The 19614-nt window shown below is 72.6% G+C and carries 16 protein-coding genes; 7 read left to right on the top strand and 9 right to left on the bottom strand.

Translation table 11 applies throughout. The annotated features are described in order from the left end of the window. The first annotated feature begins 1 nt into the window (after position 1). Entirely contained in the window at positions 2–1771 is a 1770-nt protein-coding gene (locus ABD292_RS23510) for an ABC transporter ATP-binding protein (protein ID WP_344210682.1), read from the top strand. On the opposite strand, the gene ABD292_RS23505 is transcribed toward ABD292_RS23510, so the two are convergent. Continuing rightward, positions 1761–3836 (bottom strand): S9 family peptidase, encoded by a 2076-nt coding sequence (locus tag ABD292_RS23505; protein WP_344210680.1) that lies wholly within the window; start codon positions 3834–3836, stop codon positions 1761–1763. The genes ABD292_RS23510 and ABD292_RS23505 overlap by 11 nt on opposite strands. Positions 3837–3880: 44 nt before the next feature. Between ABD292_RS23505 and mshB the strand changes: the two genes are divergently transcribed. From mshB to ABD292_RS23480, 5 genes are read left to right on the top strand one after another with little or no spacing between them, the layout of a single operon-like run. Then, on the top strand, positions 3881–4786 hold the full coding sequence (gene mshB, locus ABD292_RS23500) for an N-acetyl-1-D-myo-inositol-2-amino-2-deoxy-alpha-D-glucopyranoside deacetylase (protein ID WP_344210678.1): 906 nt from the start codon (positions 3881–3883) through the stop codon (positions 4784–4786). 11 nt (positions 4787–4797) lie between these two features. Further along, the gene (locus ABD292_RS23495; RefSeq protein ID WP_344210676.1) at positions 4798–5214 is read left to right on the top strand and encodes a DUF6113 family protein; all 417 of its coding nucleotides are present in this window, start codon (positions 4798–4800) and stop codon (positions 5212–5214) included. Between the two features lie 17 nt (positions 5215–5231). Continuing rightward, positions 5232–5726 carry a flavin reductase family protein gene (locus ABD292_RS23490; protein WP_344210674.1) on the top strand — a complete coding sequence of 165 codons (495 nt, stop codon included), beginning with the start codon at positions 5232–5234 and terminating at the stop codon, positions 5724–5726. A gap of 40 nt (positions 5727–5766) precedes the next feature. Further along, positions 5767–6330 (top strand): dihydrofolate reductase family protein, encoded by a 564-nt coding sequence (locus tag ABD292_RS23485; protein ID WP_344210672.1) that lies wholly within the window; start codon positions 5767–5769, stop codon positions 6328–6330. A 59-nt stretch (positions 6331–6389) separates the two neighbouring features. Further along, positions 6390–6806: a hypothetical protein gene (locus tag ABD292_RS23480; protein WP_344210670.1), complete on the top strand. Its 417-nt coding sequence runs from the start codon at positions 6390–6392 to the stop codon at positions 6804–6806. 11 nt (positions 6807–6817) lie between these two features. Here the strand turns inward: ABD292_RS23480 and ABD292_RS23475 are convergent, their stop codons facing one another. From ABD292_RS23475 to ABD292_RS23440, 8 genes are all read right to left on the bottom strand, one after another. Continuing rightward, positions 6818–9277: a penicillin acylase family protein gene (locus ABD292_RS23475; RefSeq protein ID WP_344210668.1), complete on the bottom strand. Its 2460-nt coding sequence runs from the start codon at positions 9275–9277 to the stop codon at positions 6818–6820. A gap of 170 nt (positions 9278–9447) precedes the next feature. Further along, entirely contained in the window at positions 9448–10566 is a 1119-nt protein-coding gene (locus tag ABD292_RS23470; protein ID WP_344210666.1) for a cysteine--tRNA ligase, read from the bottom strand. 21 nt (positions 10567–10587) lie between these two features. Beyond that, positions 10588–12432: a sigma factor-like helix-turn-helix DNA-binding protein gene (locus tag ABD292_RS23465; protein WP_344210664.1), complete on the bottom strand. Its 1845-nt coding sequence runs from the start codon at positions 12430–12432 to the stop codon at positions 10588–10590. A gap of 47 nt (positions 12433–12479) precedes the next feature. Then, the gene (locus ABD292_RS23460; protein ID WP_344210662.1) at positions 12480–14297 is read right to left on the bottom strand and encodes a UvrD-helicase domain-containing protein; all 1818 of its coding nucleotides are present in this window, start codon (positions 14295–14297) and stop codon (positions 12480–12482) included. A 3-nt stretch (positions 14298–14300) separates the two neighbouring features. Then, complete coding sequence (locus tag ABD292_RS23455) at positions 14301–16805, bottom strand: hypothetical protein (protein ID WP_344210660.1); 2505 nt, start codon at positions 16803–16805, stop codon at positions 14301–14303. Positions 16806–16979: 174 nt separating this feature from the next. Next, complete coding sequence (locus ABD292_RS23450) at positions 16980–17756, bottom strand: class I SAM-dependent methyltransferase (protein WP_344210658.1); 777 nt, start codon at positions 17754–17756, stop codon at positions 16980–16982. A gap of 102 nt (positions 17757–17858) precedes the next feature. Continuing rightward, positions 17859–18923 carry an ABC transporter substrate-binding protein gene (locus tag ABD292_RS23445; protein WP_344210656.1) on the bottom strand — a complete coding sequence of 355 codons (1065 nt, stop codon included), beginning with the start codon at positions 18921–18923 and terminating at the stop codon, positions 17859–17861. A 17-nt stretch (positions 18924–18940) separates the two neighbouring features. Beyond that, a complete protein-coding gene (locus tag ABD292_RS23440) occupies positions 18941–19171 on the bottom strand; it encodes a putative acetyltransferase (RefSeq protein ID WP_344210654.1) in 231 nt (76 codons plus the stop codon). Positions 19172–19277: 106 nt separating this feature from the next. Between ABD292_RS23440 and fdxA the strand changes: the two genes are divergently transcribed. Then, positions 19278–19604: a ferredoxin gene (fdxA, locus tag ABD292_RS23435; RefSeq protein WP_242372683.1), complete on the top strand. Its 327-nt coding sequence runs from the start codon at positions 19278–19280 to the stop codon at positions 19602–19604. Positions 19605–19614 lie beyond the last annotated feature (10 nt).

Here is a 19614-nt window from a genome sequence, read left to right as displayed (position 1 = left end):
CATGGCCAAGGAGATCCTGCCGATCGCCGACAGGAAGCAGGTGCGGGCCTACGCCCGGCGGCTGACGCTCAAATATCCGCGGCAGCTCCTCACGGCGCTGGCGCTGCACGCGCTGGCCGCCGTGTCGGGGCTCGTGGTGCCCTGGCAGCTCGGCGGGCTGGTGGACGACATCGAGCGGGGCGTCGCGGTGAACGTCGCCGTCGTGGCGGTCGCCATCGGCGCCTTCCTGCTGGTGCAGGGGCTGCTCATGCGCTACGCCGTGCTGGCCTCGGCGAGGCTGGGCGAGAAGGTGCTGGCCGAGCTGCGCGAGGAGTTCGTGGACCGGGTGCTCGCGCTGCCGCTGTCGACCGTCGAGCGGGCCGGGTCCGGCGACCTGATCACCCGCACGTCGAGGGACGTCGACTCGTTGTCGCGCACGGTGCGGCACGCGGTGCCGGAGACGCTGATCGCGGGGGTCACGTTCCTCATCACCATGGGCGCGCTGGTGCTGGTCAGCCCGCTGCTCATGCTGCCGATGCTGCTGGCGGGGCCGGTCATCTACGTGGCGACCCGCTGGTATCTCCGGCGGGCCAGGGACGGCTACCTGCGCGAGAACGCCGCCTACGCGGACATGACGGAAGGGCTCGCCGAGACCGTCGAGGGGGCCAGGGCCGTCGAGGCGCTGGGGCTGCAGGAGCGCCGCCGGGCGCGCACCGACGACGACATCGCCCGCTCCTATGCCGCCGAGCGCTACACCCTCGGGCTGCGGGTCGTCTGGTATCCCGCGGTCGAGCTCGGCTACGTCATCCCCGTGGTGAGCGCGCTGCTGGTCGGCGGGCTCTTCTACACCGAGGGCTGGGTGACGCTCGCCCAGGTCACCGCCGCCGCGCTCTACGCGCAGCAGCTCATCGACCCGCTCGACCGGTTCCTGATGTGGATCGACGAGCTGCAGGTGGGCGGCGCCGCCATGGCCCGGTTGCTCGGCGTGGCGAACGTCCCCGACGACCGGGAGCCCGCCGCCGAGCGCCCGGCGGGCGAGCTGCTGGAGGCCCGCGACGTCCGCTACGCCTACCGCGAGGGCCACGACGTGCTGCACGGCGTGTCCCTGACCGTGCGGCCCGGTGAGCGCCTGGCGATGGTGGGGCCGTCAGGGGCGGGCAAGTCCACGCTGGGACGGCTGCTCGCGGGCATCCACGGGCCGCGCGCCGGGTCGGTGGCGGTGGGCGGGGTGCCGCTCGTGGACCTGCCGCTGGACGAGCTGCGCGGGCACGTCGCCCTGGTCACCCAGGAGCACCACGTGTTCAAGGGCACCGTGCGCGACAACCTGCTCATCGCCCGGCCCGACGCGGGCGACGAGGCCGTGCGCGAGGCGCTGGCGGCCGTGGACGCGCTGGACTGGGTGCTCGACCTGCCGGACGGGCTGGAGACCCAGGTGGGGTCCGGCGGGCAGGCCGTCTCGGCGGCCCGGGCCCAGCAGCTCGCCCTGGCCCGGCTGGTGCTGGCCGACCCGCACACCCTGGTGCTGGACGAGGCCACCTCCCTCATCGACCCGCGGGCCGCCAGGCACCTGGAGCGCTCTCTGGCGGCCGTGCTGGACGGGCGCACGGTCATCGCGATCGCGCACCGGCTGCACACCGCGCACGACGCGGACCGGGTGGCCGTGGTGGAGGACGGGCGGATCACCGAGCTGGGGTCGCACGACGAGCTGGTGGCCGAGGGAGGGTCCTACGCCGCGCTCTGGGCGAGCTGGCACGGCACCCCCGTCCCCCGGCCCGAGGAGGTCAGGAGGTGATGCCCAGCGACTTCTTCAGGAAGTCGACCTGGAGCAGCAGCAGGTTCTCCGCCACCACCTCCTGCGGCGTCATGTGCGTGACCCCCGACAGCGGCAGCACCGTGTGCGGGCGACCGGCGGCCAGCAGCGCCGACGACAGGCGCAGCGTGTGGGCCGCCACCACGTTGTCGTCCGCGAGCCCATGAATGATCATGAGCGGGCGCTCCAGCTTGGCGGCGTCCGCGAGGAGTGAGGAGTTCTCGTACACCTCGGGCTGCTCGTCGGGGTGGCCCAGGTAGCGCTCGGTGTAGCACGTGTCGTACAGCCGCCAGTCGATCACCGGCGCCCCGGCCACGGCCGCGTGGAAGACGTCCGGCCGCCGCAGCACCGCCAGCGCGGCCAGGTAGCCGCCGAACGACCAGCCGCGGATGGCCACCCGTGACAGGTCGAGGTCGTCGCCGTACTGCTCGGCCACGCCCTGCAGGGCGTCGACCTGGTCCTCAAGCGCCGGGGTCGCGAGATCGCCCCGCACCGCCCGCTCGAACGCCGTGCCCCGCCCCGGCGTGCCGCGGCCGTCGGCCACGACCACGGCGAAGCCCTGCTCGGCGAACCACTGGCTCTCCAGGAACGCGCCCCGCCGGTTGAGCACCCGCTGCGCGTGCGGCCCGCCGTACGGGTCCATGAGCACGGGCAGCTTGCCCGAGCCCTGCTCGTACCACGAGGGCAGCACCACGGCGGTGGCCAGCTCGCGCCGCCCGGAACGCCCGATGGACACCCGCAGGTCGAGGCCGGGCCGCTCGGCGAACGACGGGATCGGCACCGCCATGCCGTCGCGCCGCACGACCGTCACCGACACGCCCTCGGTGTCGAGGCTCTGCTCGGCGAGCACGCCGACCCCGCCGGCCATCCGCCCCGAGAACACCCCGGACCTGGTCGAGACCGGCAGCAGCGAGTGACCGTCCCAGGTCCAGAGCTGGATCTCGGTCGGGTCGCCGCTCGCGCTGAACAGCACGCTGTCGTGGTCGACGTCGAGCACCGCCCTGACCTGGAGCGTCGGCGGCGTCACCACGCGGTCGCCGACGTGCAGGCGGTGGCCGCCCTCACCGCCCGCGACCCAGACGAGGGAGCCGTCGTCGAGGTGGGCGGGCACGCCGGAGACGATGTCGACCCAGGCCGGGTCGGTGTCCTCGCGAACGAGCGTGGCGGCCCCGGTGGCCGGGTCGACCGTGAACAGCCGCATGGTCCTCTGGTCGCGGGTCAGGGTCACGATGGACAGCGCGTGGGCGTCCCAGGCGGCCGTGGTGAGGTATTCCTCGTCGTACGGCACCGCGACCCGCGACCCGTCGAGCCCGAGCACGAAGAGCTCGGTGCGGGCGTTGGGCGTGCCGGCGGCCGGATAGCGGTGGGCCACCGGGGTGCGCTCGGGGTTGGCCGGGTCGGCGATGTGCCAGATCCGCACCGGCGCCTCGTCGGCCCGCTCGACCAGCAGCGCGTCACTCGACGGCGCCCACCAGTAGCCGCGCATCCGGTCCATCTCCTCGGCGGCGATGAACTCGGCCAGCCCGTACGTCACCGTCTCCGTCTCCGGCGTGGCGAGCGCGCGGTCCTCGCCCGTGACGAGGTCCTGGACGCGGAGGGCGCCGCCGGTGACGTAGGCGACGTGCCGCCCGTCGGGCGACAGCCGGGGGTCGATGACCGCGCCGGGCGTCTCCAGCCGGCGGGTCTCGCCGGAGGCCAGCTCGACGACGTAGAGGCCGCCGGACAGCGCGAAGGAGGCCCGTGCCACCATCGAGTCGGTGGCGTAGGCCACGATGCCGCCCGCCGCCTCCCGGCTGCGCTCGCGCCTCGCCCGCTCCTCCGGCGGGAGGTTCTCCTCCTCGTCGCCGTGGAGCAGCCGCGGATCGACGACCAGCCGCTCGACGTGGGTGGCGGTGTTGAGCTCCCACAGGCAGGTCACGGCGTCGGTGCCGGTGCGGGTGCGCAGGAAGACCACCCGGCCGCCGTCGGGGGAGATGGTGAAGCCCCTGGGCACCCCGAGGGTGAACCGGCGGGTCCTGGCAGACAGACGCGGGAAGCTCTCACTCATGGGGCCAATCCTGCCAGGAATGCGCCCTTGTTACGCTCGTGGCCATGACGGATCGACGCCTGCTGCTCGTGCACGCCCACCCGGACGACGAGTCGATCGGCACCGGCGCCACCATGGCCAAATACGCGGCAGAAGGCGCCCACGTCACGCTGGTCACCTGCACGCTGGGCGAGGAGGGCGAGGTCATCCCCGCCGAGCTCGCGCACCTGGCCGCCGACGGGGAGGACCGGCTGGGGCCTTACCGGGTCGGCGAGCTCGCCGCGGCCTGCGCGGCGCTCGGCGTCGAGGACCACCGCTTCCTCGGCGGGCCGGGGCGCTGGCGCGACTCGGGCATGATGGGCGCGGCCACCAACGACCACCCGAGGGCGTTCTGGCGCGCCGACCTCGACGAGGCGGCGGGCGAGCTGGTCGAGGTCATCCGCGAGGTACGCCCCCAGGTCCTGGTCACCTACGACGCCAACGGCTTCTACGGCCACCCCGACCACATCCAGGCCCACCGGGTGGCGCGCAGGGCGTTCGAGCTGGCGGCGAAGCCGGACTTCGGCGACGGCGAGCCCTGGCAGATCGCGAAGTTCTACCACACCGCCCTGCCCAGGTCGGTGATGCGGCGCACGGCGGAGGCGCTGCGCGAGGCCGGCACCGGTTTCCTGCTGGAGGACGTGGACGACATGCCCTTCGGCAACCGCGATGACGACATCACGACCGAGATCGACGCCCGGCCGTGGCTCGGCCACAAGGTCGCGGCGATGCGGGCGCACGTCACCCAGATCACCGTCCGCGAGCCGTGGTTCGCGCTGTCGAACAACATCGGCCAGGAGGTGCTGGGCGTCGAGCACTTCGTGCTGGCGTCCGGCGTGCCCGGCCGGCCGGTGCCGGGGCCGCCGGTCGAGGCGGGCGGGCTCGGCGAGCCGCACAACCGCGAGAACGATCTCTTCGCGGGCATCCACTAACCTCAGTCGGCATGGAACATCGCAGCCAGGCCGAGTCGGCCCTGGGTGGAGCGGCGTACGGCATGCTGTTCGTGCTGGGGGTCGTCATGGGGGTCGTGGGCGGCTTCACGCATCCCCTGTGGCCGGTCGGTCCGCTGCCGGGGGCGGCCGTGGTGTGGGTGCTGATGTTGTTCCTGGTGTGCCTGGGGGCGGGCAGGCTGCTGCGGGCGCGGCTGGGCGCGGCGGTGGCCGGGGCCGGGTGGCTGCTGGTGACGATGCCGTTCACGGTGCAGCTGGCGTCGGGCGATCTGGTCATCGCCAGCGGATTGCCGGGATATGTCTACCTGTACGGGGGTCTGGTGGCTCTTGTGGTGGCTTATCTGCTTTCGCCATCATCTAGCAGGGGATCGTGGCTTTTGAGAGGGTACCCACCGAAGAGCCCGAGTTGAGGGCATAAAGTATCTGGGTGCATTCGACAGAGCGGCACGTGGACCCGGATACCTACCGTAAGGTCGTCGGCCGCTTCGCCACCGGGGTCGCGATCGTGACGACCAGGGTGGGCGACCTCGATCACGCCATGACCGTCAACTCGTTCACGTCCGTCTCGCTCGATCCGCTCCTCGTGCTGTTCTGCGCCGAGAAGGTGGCCAGGTTCCACGACGCGGTGCTGGAGGCGGGGGTGTGGGGGGTATCGGTGCTCCCCTCTGTCATGGAGGACACCTCGCGCTTCTTCGCCCATCGCGGCCGGCCGCTGGACGGGCAGCTGGCGCGGTGGCCGCATCGCCGGGGGGACTCCGGGGTGGCGCTGTTCGACGGGGCCATCGCCACGCTGGAGGTCGCCACGAACGCGGTGCACGACGCCGGCGACCACTCGATCGTGGTGGGCGAGGTGACGTCCCTGGGGACGCCGTCGGACGGGCCGCCGCTGCTGTACCACGAGGGCCGCTACAAGAATCTCTAGCGCACCGATGACTTCCCGGCCGCGCCGGGGTCTCAAGCGCATGCGGAAACTCATCGCGACCGTGTTCAACTACTCCCTCGACGGCCTGCTCGCCGACGAGGGCACCGACTTCTGGAAGTTCTGCTTCGGCCTGCCGGAGAACGACCGGCCCGACGACCCGGCCTACCTCGACTTCCTCCGGGGCGCCCACGCGCACGTCATGGGCCGCGCCGCCTACGAGTCCATCTCCCGGGCCATGACGACCGCCACCGACCACCCGTTCGCCGCCATCCTGAACCCCGCGCGCAAGGTCGTCTTCTCCCGGACGCTGAAGACGGCCGACTGGGCCGGCACCACCATCGCCGCCGGCGACACGAGGGAAGAGGTCGACAGGCTCAGGCTGGGCGGTGACGGCCACGTCCTGGTCTGGGGCGGCGTCGGCCTCTGGCGCTCGCTCATGCGGCTCGACCTGCTCGACGAGCTCCGGGTGAGCATGTTCCCCTACATCGCGGGGGAGGGCACCCGGCTGTTCGACGGCGTCCCCAGCTCCTACCGCCTCGACCTGGTCTCCAGCGCCACCTCCGACAACGGGATCCTGGAGCTGAGGTACCGGCGGCACCGCTGAGCCAGCCTGTTCTTGACCACCGCCGGGAACGCGGCATCATCGGCGGTGGGAGGGGTCTCATGGAAAGGCGCTATCGGGTCCGGCGGGCGGCCAACTACGTCAACCTCGCCACGCCGTTCGGACTGCTGATCTCGGTCGTCGGCGGGGCCACCCGCCGGCCCGGCCCCGACGGGCTCATCCTCGCCTTCGGCTACCGCTACCGCTTCCCGATCGCGGGCGCGTTCACGGTCGGGAACGTGGTCCTGACCAGGCGCGACTCGCTCGACGAGCGGCTCATCCTGCACGAGGGGCGGCACGCCACGCAGTGGGCCTGGTGCGTCGGGCTGCCCATGCTGCCGCTCTACCTGCTCGCCATGCTGGCCTCGGTGGTGGTGTGCGGGCACCAGGCGACGTACAACGTGTTCGAGCGGCTGGCCGACCTGGAGGACGGCGGATATCCGCGGGTGCCGCCGCGCTGGCGGCGGCACCCGGGGTGACCCCCCTCGGGTCAGGGGCTCAGCTTCAGCGTGTGCGCGGCCGCCTTGCGCACGGCGTCGGGGCTGGAGCGCATCGGCAGCAGCCCGCCCCTGGCCCAGGTCTCGGCCTGGTCCCAGTAGTTCTCGTGGAAGGCGTGCCCCGAGGCGCCCGTCAGGTTGATCCACTGGGACTTGTCCAGGTCGGACAGGTCCACCACCATCCGCATCGACGGCACCGCGGTCACCGCGTAGCCCTTCTGGGCGTTCCATCCGGTCGCGTTCACCGCGTCCTTGCCGCCCGGCACCGCGATCGGCCCCCGGTTGAACAACGCCTCCACGGGCGCGATGCCGGACGTGCCGAGGGAGCCGTTGACCAGGTCGAGCTGGTGCAGGTCGCCCCACCGCCAGTCGGAGACCTTCTCGCCGAACCGGTCGGCCAGCTCCTGGTACGCCGACGCCATCGCCTGCCGCAGGACGTCGTCGCGCCGCTCGGTGACGTTCTTCGTGGTGACGTCGTCCCAGAAGGGGTCGTCGGGGGTGTCGAGCAGCCGCCTGACGACCTCGTACCAGCGGTCGCCGCCCGCGGGCCGGGCCTGCTCGGGCAGCTCGTCGTGGAAGGTCAGGGCGAGCACCTGCCGCCACACGGCGTTGAAGTACGCGGCCGGCGCCGAGTCGAGCCCCTGTGAGCCGTCCCACGACGTCAGCAGCTCCCTGGCCTGCTTCGCGGGGCCGGCCAGGTCCACCTTCTCCAGCGCGGGCACCAGGGTCACGGCGAAGTTGTTGCGGGTGTCGGCCTGGATGGCGGACATGGTGGCCGCGTCCACCTTGCCCTTGCCGACGGCCTCCTCGACGAGGGTGCGGATGCGTTCGGAGCGGTAGCCGTAGGCCCAGTCCTGGGTCAGCAGCGGCTTGTAGCGCGAGGGGTCGATAACCGCGTTGTTGGCGGTCACCACGAAGCCCTCGGCGGGGTCCTCGACGGACGGGAGCCGTTCGAAGGGGATCGGGCCTGGCTGCCAGTCGTACTCGCCGGTCCAGCCGGGCACCGGCCACCTGCCGTCGCCCTTCGCCCGTACGGGGATGCGGCCGGGCGCCTGGTAGCCGATCTTGCCGGAGGTGTCGGCGTACACGAGGTTCTGGGCGGGCACCTCGAACAGCGCGGCCGCCGAGCGGAACTGCGCCCAGTCGCCCGCCTTGTTCAGCGCGAAGATGGCGCTGGCGGTGTGGCCGGGCGTCAGCGCCGTCCACTGGAGCGCGACCGCGTTCGCCTCCCCGGAGGGCTGGGCGTCGGGCATGACCTCGTTGATCAGCGGGCCGTGCACGGTGCTGCGCACGGTGATCGTGACGGTGGAGCCGCCGGCGACCTTGATCTGCTCCTTACGGCTCTCCAGTTTGCGCCGCTCGCCCCGGTACAGGTACGTGTCGCCGTCCACCTTCTCCAGGAACAGGTCGGCGACGTCGGGCCCCAGGTTGGTGAAGCCCCACGCGATCTTGGCGTTGTGCCCGATGATCACGCCGGGCACGCCGGAGAAGGTGAAGCCGGTCACGTCGTACGGGCACTCCGGGCCCACCTGCCGGCAGTGCAGCCCCGCCTGGTACCACACGGACGGGAGCTGCGGCGACAGGTGCGGGTCGTTGGCGAGCAGCGGCTTGCCGCTCTTGGTGTGCGCGCCGGAGACCACCCACGAGTTGGAGCCGATGCCCTCGCGGTCGGCGGCGCCCATGGTGCTCGGCACGGCGTCGAGGGTCCGGGCCGCCGACTGGAAGACGGCGCCGGTGCCGAGGCGCAGGCGCGGCTCGGCCTCCTGGTCGAAGCGCTCGCGGTCGATGCCGCCCGTGGTGACGATGGGGGAGTGGCGCTCGAACGGGTAGCCGGGGTAGAGCTGCTCGACGCGGTCGCGGGGCAGCTTCGCGGCGATCAGCGCCCGGTCGATCTCGTCCTCCATGTTGGATCGCAGGTCCCAGGCCATGGCCTTGAGCCAGGCGAGGGAGTCGGCGGGGCCCCACGGCTCGGGGTGGTAGTCGCCGTTCTGGATCTTCAGGATGGAGTATTCGAGGCTGCGGTCGGAGGCGTTGGGGTTCGCGCTGAGCCAGGCGTTGACGCCCTTGGCGTACGCGTCCAGATACTCGCGGGTGTCCTCGGACAGCAGGGGCAGCTCCTGCTCGGCGACGCGGCGCCAGCCCATGGTCCGCAGGGCCTTGTCGGTGTCGAGCGTGGACTTGCCGTAGAGCTCCGAGAGGCGTCCGGCGGTCATGTGACGGCGGAAGTCCATCTCGTAGAAGCGGTCCTGGGCGTGGACGTAGCCCTGCGCCATGAAGAGGTCGCCCGGGCTGGAGGCGTAAATGTGTGGGATTCCTGATTTATCGCGATAAATCTCCACGCTCCCGGACAGTCCCGAGAGCCGCACCGACCCGTCCACCTGCGGGAACGACTGCCGCACGATGAGGACGAGCACACCGGCCAGCACCAGCGCCAGCACGAGAAGAACGGTCACCACCCGAGCGAACCACCGCAACGGCCGCGGCAACCACGCATAGGGCCTCACCGACCGACACCTCCAACTTCCCTGGAACTGGCACTAAGTCTGGCAGCCCTTGATCACTACTCCGGACGTGTTCGTCCGTCTTCGTTAACCTTCGCAGCGGATTGGCAGGGTATGCCGGTTCACATCCAGGTCTGACCCGAGGGCAGCGTCGGCGCCTTGCCGATGTCGATCGGCAGGTCGAGCCCGAGCACCTGGTCGACGTGCAGGAACGCCTCCAGCTTCGCCCCGGGGGCCACCGACTCGTCGCGTTCGAGCTCGCGCAGCACGCGCAGCGCCGCCGGGGTGTCGAGGTCGTCGCCGAGCGCCGACTCCACCCGCTCCACGTGCCCGGCCGCCATCGGCGCGCTGGGCGACTCGGCCCACTCGGCGACCCGCGAACGCCAGCGCCGCAGCGTGCCGTCGGCCGCCCGCAGGGTGTCCCAGGTGAGGTCGAGCGGGCGGCGGTAGTGGTGCTCCAGGAACGCCATCCGCACCGCCAGCGGGTCGAGCCCGGCCGCCGTCACGTCAGGAAGCAGCACGACGTTCCCGGCGGACTCGGCCATCTCGCGCCCGTCGAACAGCAGGCGCTCGCCGTGCACCCAGTGCCGCACGACCTCGTGCCCGGTCGCCGCGTCGGACTGCGCCCGCTCGTCCTCGTGGTGGGGGAAACGCCGGTCGATGCCGCCGAGGTGCAGGTCGACGGCCGGGCCGAGGAAACGCAGCGACATGGCCGAGCACGCGACGTGCGGGCCGGGGAACCCGCGCCCCCAGGGCGAGTCCCAGGCCGCCTCGCCGTCGCCGGGCTCCCACAGGGCCCAGCCAGCGGGCCGCGGCTCCTCCAGCTGGGAGAGCTCGCCGTAGGCCGGGAACGTGCTCACGTCGAAGAAGACCGAGCCGTCCGGCGCCGCGTAGGCGTGGCCGCGCTCGACCAGCTTGGCGATCAGCTCGACGATGGGCTCGACGTTCTCGCTGGCCCGCGGCGCGTGCTCGGGCGGCCGGATGTTGAGCGCGGTGGTGTCCGCGCGAAAGGCGTCCACGTAGTCGGTGAGGTGGCCGAGGTCGGTGATGTCCTGGCAGGCCAGCACACGCGCCCGCCGCCGCTCCAGGACCCGCCTCACCAGGTCGGACAGCACGTACGTGCGCAGATCGCCGACATGGGCCCGCCGGTGGACGGCGGGCCCGCAGGTGTAGATCCGCACCAGCCTGCCGAACTGGACCGGGACGACCTGACCGGCGCGCGTGTCGTGGATCCGCAGCATTCTCCCGAGCCTAGCCGGGCGTCATCCGCCCAGGAAAGCGAGGATGTCCCGGTCGCCGCGCTCGCGCAGCCGCCCGAGGATCTCCTCGCGCGTCGCGGTGTCGGGCAGCCCGATCCTGGCCCCGATGAGCCGCAGGCCCTCCATCTCCGAGCTGACCGGAGCGGTGTAGCCGAGCAGGTAGAGGGCCCGGTTGACGGGCGGCATCCCGACCGGAGCGGCCGGCAGGTAGCGGGTCAGCAGCTCGCCGCCGTCGGAGACGGTCAGGAAGACGTGGTCGCCCTCGCTCGCTTTGTACTCCGACAGCACGTTGCGGATCGACCCCATCGTGGGCTGGTTGTGCCAGCTGATCACCACGTCGCCGGACGTCGCCGAGGCCGTGAGCTGCCCGCCGGGCGCCATCCCCAGGTAGGCCGCGAACCCCGTCGGCAGCGGCGAGCCCGACCCGCGCAGGTGCTCGGCGTTGACGTCCACCCGGTGCCACCAGCGCCCGTCGCGGGAGCGGAAGCTGCGCCGGGTCAGCGAGACGTCCTTGCGCGGCTGGTACGGCTCGGCCTCCCCGCTCGGCGAGGTGCCCGCCACCCTGATCCAGCCCCGCTGCGTCCGCTCGAACCCGGGACCGCCGGAGTAGGCGCGCACCGAGCTCTCGCTGACGTCGTAGCGGGAGGTCAGGTTCGTCACGATCGTGGAGACCGACGCCTCGCCGCCGGCCCGCTCGATCTCGCGGGCGATCATCTCCCTGATGCCGAGGTACTCGTCGCCGCCCCAGCGGGTCAGGCCGTACTTGTTGCGGTCGACCCGCAGGAAGCGGTCGTCGGCGGTGAGCTGGTTGCGGATGCCGACCAGGCTGTAGTCCTCGCCGATGCGCTCCTGGATCTCCTCAGGCGACAGCGGCGCGCCGGACACGGCGAGCACCGCCTCGGCCTTCTCGTTGATGCTGCGCGGCCACGGCACCACGTGCTGCCCGAGCACGCGCAGGTGCGGCACGTCCAGGATCCACCGCTCGGCGACGTCCTCGCGCACGCCGAGCCCGGAGACCAGGCCCACGGCCTCGCCGATCGGGCGCGGGCCGTCGGCGAAGAGCTGGCGGGTCTTCTCGCGCAACTCGTCGGCGCCGCCCGCGACCAGCCAGCCGTCGGACTGCTCGTAGCCGGTCAGCAGCGTACGCACGAAACGCCAGGCGGGGATGCCCAGGGAGCGCAGCTCGGTGCGGTGCCAGGGCACGGTGGCCTGGAGGTCGTCGGCGGGGGCCGCGGAGCCGAGCCGGCCGCGCAGCCACGTCACGTGGGCCACGAGCGGCGCGGCGTCCTGGCCGCCCAGCCAGCTCTCGACGTGGTCGCGCAGGTCGCGCTCGATCTGCCTGATGCGCTCGCGCGTCACCGAGAACCGCTGCGCCAGCTCGTCCAGCGTGGCGCGCTGCGCGGCGTACAGGCGGTCGCGGGCGATGGCGCGCTGCCGGTCGTCCAGCGCGGCGAACAGCTCGTCGATCACCTCGGGCAGCGGCCGGTCCGGGCGGACGGGGGCCGGGGCCGGCTCGGGGACGGGTTCGAGCAGCCGCTCGAACACGCCGGCGAACAGCTTCTGCGCCACGTCCTTGCCCAGCGTCTCCGGCGTCCGCTCGGCCTCGGCGGGGTCGGAGAAGCGCAGCAGCGGCAGGATGTCGCCCAGCGGCAGGTGCCCCCAGAAGGCCACGGCGAGGTCGGCCAGGCGGCCGGCCACGGTCTGCGTGCCGACGACGGCGCAGGCACGGTCGAGGGGGAGCGCCTGCCACCAGGCCTCGGGCAGCTGTGGCTCCTCCAGGACAGGCGCGACCTGCCCAGGGGAGGTCCAGCGCACGGGTGGCGCGAGGTCGCTCAGGCTGAGGTTCATTGAGGTCCAACCGGCAATGGGAAGTATCCGCAGTTCAGACTATGTGATCAGAGTGGTAAAAAGGGGCTGCCTCTTCCGTAATGGGAGATATAGAGCATCGCACGGGCCCGGGTGCAGGCGACGAACAGTATGCTCCGTTCGCGCTGCAGAAACCTCGCCCGCGCGCCGGGATCCTCGGGCGGCGGCTCGGGCACCACGCCCTCCGCCACGCCGACGAGCGCCACCCGCTCGAACTCCAGCCCCTTCAGGTTCCTGAAGGTCGCGGCCCGCACGTCCAGGCCCTCCAGCGCCTTCCTGGCCTGCCGCACCAGCCTCGTCGTACGCGCCCCGACCGCGATCTCGCCCGGCGGCACCCCCTCGGCCAGCCACGACTCGACCGTGGCGCGCAGGCCGGCCAGCTCCGCCTCGGCCGACTCGTACGCCCGCACGCGCGGCCGTTCGCCGTTGTGGGTGGCGCGGTAGCCGTACATGTCGGTCGCGCCCCTCGCCAGCCCCGTCGCGAGGCCGCCGCCGCGCAGCCGCACCACGAACGACAACAGCTCCTGCGGCAGCCGGAAGCTGGTCCTCAGCGTGTGCTGCTCGGCCGGGATGCCCACCGCGCCGAGCGACACCCGCGTGTCGGTGACCCGCTGGTGCGGATCGCCCACGACGAACAGGTCGTCGGGCGCGTGCGGCGCGACGGCCCGCAGCAGCCGCCACTGCGCCGGGCTCACGTCCTGCGCCTCGTCCACCACCACGTGCCGGTACGGCTTGCGCCCCGGCTCCACGTCGTCCAGCAGGTCGCCGGTGGACAGCGACATCAGCCGCAGCGCCTCGTCGGTGAGCTGGGCGAGGGTCCGCGCCCCCGGCCCCACCAGCGCCGGGCGGCGGCCCTCCGCGTCGGCCACGATGCGCAGCGCCAGCCGCTCGGGGTTGTCCACCTCGATCCGTTTGCGTACCAGCTCGTCCTCGACGAGCGTGTCGAGGCGCGCGGACAGCTCCTCGGCCAGCCCCTGCGAGAACGTGACCAGCAGGACGGGACCGCTGCCGTGCGCGGCGAGATAGGCGGCGCGGTGCAGGGCCACCACGGTCTTGCCGGTGCCCGCGCCGCCGACGACCAGCACCGGATGGTCGTAGCGGGGCGCCTTGGCCAGCCGGTGCTGCGCCGGATGCAGGAACGTGCACCACTCCGGCGCGCCCAGCACCCGGTCCAGCGCCACCTTGTCCGCCGCGAACGCGGCCTGGTCGGGGGTGCGGAGCAGGGCCGCGTAGAGGTCGTCGGGATCGACCGGCCCCGCGTCGTCGGCGGCCCGCCAGGAGTCCAGCTCGCGCCACGCCTCCGCCAGCGAGCCGCCCCTGGCCAGCACCGCGAGCGGCAGGTGCTGGGTGGGCGGCAGCAGCGGTTCGAGCGCGGCCACGTCGGCCTCGGTCGTGATCAGGCGGAACAGCGGCAGGGCGTGCACGTCCAGGCCGAGCGAGAGCAGGTCGCCGTCGCACACCGGCGCGAACAGCCCGGACGAGCGCGCCGAGCGGCGTAAGGCGGGCTCGACGCGTTCCAGGGCCTCGGCGTCCCACTCCTCGACCACCCCGAGCACGGGGTTGACGCTGTAGCGGTGGCGGCGGGCGTACGACCAGGCCGCGGCGTCCGGCAGCACCGTACGCAGCCAGTAGACGTCCCGGCGGCGCACCACCACCCCCCGGTGCCCGTCGGCCAGCCGGAGCGTGGCGACCCGCGGGTCCCTGGCGCCCCGCACCCGTTCGGGGTGCGGAGCGCCGGCCACGTTGAGCAGAAAGCGGCGCAGCGCGACCACGGCGTCCCTGCGCACCGGCTGGGCCAGTGCGCTGAGCTCCCTGGGAAACTCAGGGCCGATCGCGAGCCGCGGCACGGCTCAGTCCAGCAGGGCGAGCAGGTCGCGGTCCCCGCGCTCGCGGAGCCTGGTGAGCAGGTCCGGCAGGCTGACCGGGCCCGTCAAGCCGATCCTCGTCGCGATCACCCGGGCCGCCTGGTCACGCGTGCCGCCGGGAGCGGTGTAGCCGACCAGGCGCAGCGCCTTGGTGATCTTCTCGGCGCCCTGCGCGGCCGCCGGCAGGTGCCTGGCCCGCAGCACGCCCTCGTCCGACAGCGTGAGGAACAGGTGCCCGCCCTCGCGCGCGCCCACGTCGCCGAGCAGGTGCTCGATGGACTCCAGCACCGGGCGGCCGTGCCAGGTCATGGTCAGCTCGCCCGCGGCGCTCCTGACCGTCCTCGACTCGCCCGGCGACAGCCCCAGGTAGGCCGCGAAGCCCGTCGGCAGCGCGCACTCGCCGCCCGCCATCTGCTCGGCGGTGACGTCCACGCGCAGCCACCACCGGCCGTCCGGCTGGCGGAAGCAGCGCCTGGTCTGCGAGACGTCCTTGAGCGGCTGGTACGGCTTCTGCTCGCCCGAGCCGCCGTTCTGCTCGTGGGCCGTCACCGGCTTGAACGCCTGGAACTGCGGTGGCCCCGGAGGCGGCGGCGGCAGCGGCACCGGCCCGAACGCCGACTGCGGCGGCATGTCCATCGGCGGCTGCCGCGGCGCGTCGAAGTGCAGCACCGGATCGAGCCTCGGGGACGGCGAGGGCGGGGGAGGCGGCAGCTCGACCGGGGGCGGCGGGGCCGCCACGGCGGCCGGCCCGGGTGCCTGCACGGTCAGCACCGCCTGCTTGCCGGGCAGGGTCGCCAGCACGAACTGCCAGGCGGGGACCTCCAGGGCGCGGATCTCGATCTTGTGCCAGTCGGCCGCGCCGATCACCCGCTCCTTGGGAGCCTCCGGGCCGAGCGTGCTGCGCAGCTCGTCCAGATAGGCCCGGTACGGGGCGGCCTCGTCGCTGTCCAGCCACTCGCCGAGCCGGACGCGGAACTGCTTCTCCGTGGCCGTGATCTCCGACGGGGGGACGGCGAACAGCTTGGCGAGCTGGTCCACCGCCGACGGCTCGTCGGTGAAGACCCGGTTCTGGGCCACGGCCCAGCTCTTGTCGTCCAGGCCGGCGAAAGCGGCCTCGATGAGCTCGGGCAGCTCCCGGTCCTCCTGGCCCTCGGGGCTCTCCACCTCGTCGTCCTCGGTGGGGGCGCCGGACGAGGGGCCGTCCGCGTCCAGGGCCTCGGCCTCCGCGGCGGCGGACTCAGGGGCGGGCTCCTCGACGGAGTCGGGCGTGGGCTCGGGACCGTTACCCGCGTCGGCCGCGGGCTCGGCGTCCGCGTCCAGCACCGGCCGCTCGTCCTCCTCCTTCAGGGGGACGACGGCGAAGGCGTGCGCCGGAGCGTCGTTCTCCTCGCCGGCACGCGGGGCGGCGAAGGCGGGGACCTCCTCCAGAGCGGCGAAGGCGTGCGGGGCGCGCTCGTTCGCCGCCGAGCCGGATGCGACGTCTGCGGAGGCTTCGTGCTCCTCGGCGCGGGAGGCTTCGCCCTCCTCGGCGAACCCGTGCGCGCGGGGCTCGGGGCCGGCGGCGCCGGCCACCTGCTTGCCCTCGGCGGCGGCGTCGGCCGCCTGCTTGCCCTCGGCGGGGGCGGCGTCCTCTGACGCCTCCCCGGCGGGGGCCTCGGCGGCGAACTCCCGGACGCGAGGTTCCGGCAGTGGAGCCTCCTCGGCGTGAGCCGCCACGTCCTGCGCGTCCTGGGCCTCCGGCGCGGCGTCCTCCGGCCGTGGGGCTTCCCCGGCGTGAGCCGCCAGGTCCTGCGCAGGCCCGGCCTCCGGCGCGGCGTCCTCGGGCCGTGGGGCTTCCTCGGCGTGAGCCGCCAGGTTTTGCGCGTCCTCGGCTTCCGGCGCGGCGTCCTCGGCCGGAGCCGCCGCGTCCCGCGTGGCCTCGGCGCCGGCCTCCGCCTCCGCCTTCGTGCCGGCCGGCTCCGGGGTCTCGGGAGTCTCGGGGACTGCCGGGGCCTCGGGGGCCGGAAGGCGCAGGTCGTCCTGGGCGGGCTCCGGGTCCGCCGGGGCGGGGACCGCGAGGAGTGGCAGCGCCTCGTCCGCCGTCGCCGGCGCGGCCTCGCTTCGGGGGGCGGGCACCGCGGGGGCGGACCCCGCGCCGGCCGCGCCCGCGTACGGCTGCGCCAGCCGCGTGAACACCGCCCCGAACAACGTGCTCAGCACCGGCCGCGCCCTGATGAACGGCTGGTCGGCCAGCTCCCGCCCGGTCAGCGCGAGCAGCCCCGTCCACGATCCGGCACGGTCCAGCGCGATGGCGACCGGCGGCTCGTCGGCCTCCTCGGGGTCGAGGACGTGCAGCGCGGGCAGCACGTCGCCCACCGCCGCCGCCGGCCAGTGCTCAAGGGCGATCTCCGTGAGCAGCTCGGCCAGCGCCTCGGGGCCGATCGCGGCGAGGACGTGCGGCACGGGCAGAGTGCGCCACCACGCATCCGGCAGATCCGGCTGCCCGGTCAACAGCGTGATCGTCGACGCGTCGCTCCACCTCAACGGTGGAACGAGGTCGCTCAGGCAGAAATTCATCCCGTTCCGTTCACCCCTCACGCCGCCGCGGCGGTGCAGCCGTCATCTCGCCGCCCACGGAACAGACCATAGTCCGGCAAATTAGCCCTACGCATCATGCACTACGCATCAGCGCCGTACGGCGGCGAAGCGTAGACGCACGTAGTCGGCCATCCAGCCAGTCTCCCTGCGAAGCGCGGGCGCCGCCAGTTCGTTGACGCGATGAAGCAGGGGCTCCACGATCTCCGGGGGCAGCCCGGCGAGGGCCGACGAGGCGAACATCCGCACCCAGTCGGCGGCTCCGCCAGGGCATTCGTCGAGCGGGGTCGGCCGGTCGAAGTATTCCAGCAACCGGACGACGAAACCCTCTTTCTCCAGACGGCGGGCGTATTCCGCGGGCGAGGGAAAGTACCACGGCATCTCGGGCTCGCGCAGGCCGTACTCGCGCCAGGCGGTCAGCATCGCGGCGGTCAGCTCGGCGCAGTTGCCGGCCCCGCCCATCTCGGCGACGAAGCGCCCGCCGGGCGTCAGCGACTCGCGCACGTTGGCGATCACGGTGTCGGGGTCGCGGCTCATCCAGTGCAGCGCCGCGTTGGAGAAGACCGCGTCGTACGGGTCCACCACGGAGAAGTCGTGCCCGTCGCCGACGATGAAGTTGATGCCCGGGTATTGTGCCAGCGCCTTCTCGATCATCGCGGACGAGCCGTCGATGCCGAGGACCTCGGCGCCGCGGAAGGCGATCTGCGCGGTGAGCACGCCGGTGCCGCAGCCGAGGTCGAGCACCCGCTCCCCGGGCCGCGGATCCAGCAGGTCGACCAGTGGCGCGCCCTGGGTGGAGACGTAGCCGAAGCTGCTGTCGTAGGCGCGACTGTTCCACCGCTCCAAACTCGGTGTGTCGTATCGCAAGACGATCAGCTCACTTTTCCTCAGACATCGGGCCCCCGTGGCCGTGCTGTCTGTTCACTTTAGAGCCTGATCGTCCCTACGACATATCAAGTCACTACTGACTCATCCCACACTCTTGGCCCATTCCTTACGCAGGTACGCCTTCCCGGCATCCTCCTGCGGGATCGTGAGCAGGATCGGCGGGCCGGGCGCCTTGGGCAGCCTGGCGGCCTGCTCGGCGTCCAGCGTGCCCTTCATGGCCATGGCCTCGCTCCGGGACGGACGGGCCCAGCCCTTCTGCAGCAGGTTCTGGCCCTCGTCGGAGAACAGGAACTCCTGCCACAGCCGGGCGGCGGCCGGATGCGGGGCGGCCTTGTTGATCGCCTGCACGTGGTAGTCGCCGAGCGCCGCGTCCCTCGGGATGACGACCTTCCAGCGGTCGGAGTGCGCGGCGCCGCGGGCGGCGTTGAGGTGGTCCCAGGCCACGATGGTGTTGGCCTTGGCGAGGTCGGTGAGCCGCCCGGCCTGCTTGAGCCTGGCGAACAGGCTCACGCCCTGGTCGGGCCGCGGCACGCCGCCGCGCATGGAGGCCGCCATCACGCCTCCGAAGGCGGAGGCCGAGCGGAGCGGGTCGCCGTCGAGCGCCACCTGGTAGCCGGGGTTGAGCAGGTCGGCGAAGGAGGCCGGGGCCTTGACGGCGCGGGGGTCGTAGCCGATGGACATGTAGCCGCCGTAGGCGGCGTACCAGGCGCCGGACGGGTCCTTGACGCGGTCGGGGACGTCCAGCCAGCCCTGCACCTTGTACGGCGCGAACCTGGCCGCCTCCTTGACCGCCACGTCCAGCGTGAGATCGAACACGTCGGGCTTGAGCGCGGCGGCGGCGTCGATCTGCCGCCTGCTGCTGGCGTTCGGCTCCAGTTCGTTGACCTTGATGCCGTACTTGTCGGCGAAGGCGTCGATCACCTCGCCGTAGTTGACCCATTCGCGCGGCAGCGCGATGACGTTGAGCTGCCCCTCGCGCTTGGCCGCCTCGACCAGGCGGTCCATGCTGGAGAAGCCCGCCTTGAGCGAGCCCGCCTGCACGTTCACCGGCGGCAGGTTCTTGGCCGGGGCGGGGTCGGTGGACGACGCGCCGCATCCGGCGCTGGCGAGGATTGCGGCTGCGGCGGCGCAGGTACGTACGGTCACATGACGAATACTGACCGCTACCGCGCCGCAGGTCGAGGAGGCGCGGCGGGAACGACCCTGGCCGCGACCAGCGTCTCCTCGGAGATCTCCACCAGCGTGCCGTCTTTTTTACGTACGCGCAGAACCCCGTGCTCCCAGGACTCCAGGACGCCCACCGCGTCGCGGAACCCGCCGGGAACCCTGCGCCGCGTGGTGATCCGGGCGCCTATGTCCTGAGTTGTGATCGCGATGACGAGGCGTGCGGCCACGAGTTTGCCACCCTCCGTTTCGGCCAGCTGGCAAGCACGGCAATACTAGGGCGTAGCAAACCGCGGTCAGAAGTCATGCCATGGTGCGGAGAAGAAGGAGCTCGAGGTGACCTACGTCATCGCGCAGCCTTGCGTGGACGTCCTGGACAAGGCGTGCATCGAGGAGTGCCCCGTCGATTGCATCTACGAGGGCGAGCGCATGCTTTACATCCACCCCGACGAGTGCGTGGACTGCGGCGCGTGTGAGCCTGTATGCCCCGTCGAGGCCATTTTCTATGAGGACGACCTTCCCGAGCAGTGGAAGGACTTCTACAAGGCCAACGTCGACTTCTTCGAGGAGCTCGGCTCGCCGGGCGGCGCCTCGAAGGTCGGCAAGATCGACAAGGACCACCCGGTGGTGGCGGCGCTGCCGCCGCAGGGCGAGGATCACTGAGCGGTCCCAC

The organism is Nonomuraea bangladeshensis (assembly GCF_039529455.1).
Lineage (GTDB): Bacteria > Actinomycetota > Actinomycetes > Streptosporangiales > Streptosporangiaceae > Nonomuraea > Nonomuraea bangladeshensis.
Note: the sequence above shows the minus strand (reverse complement) of the source record. Positions and strands in the feature narration are given on the sequence as shown.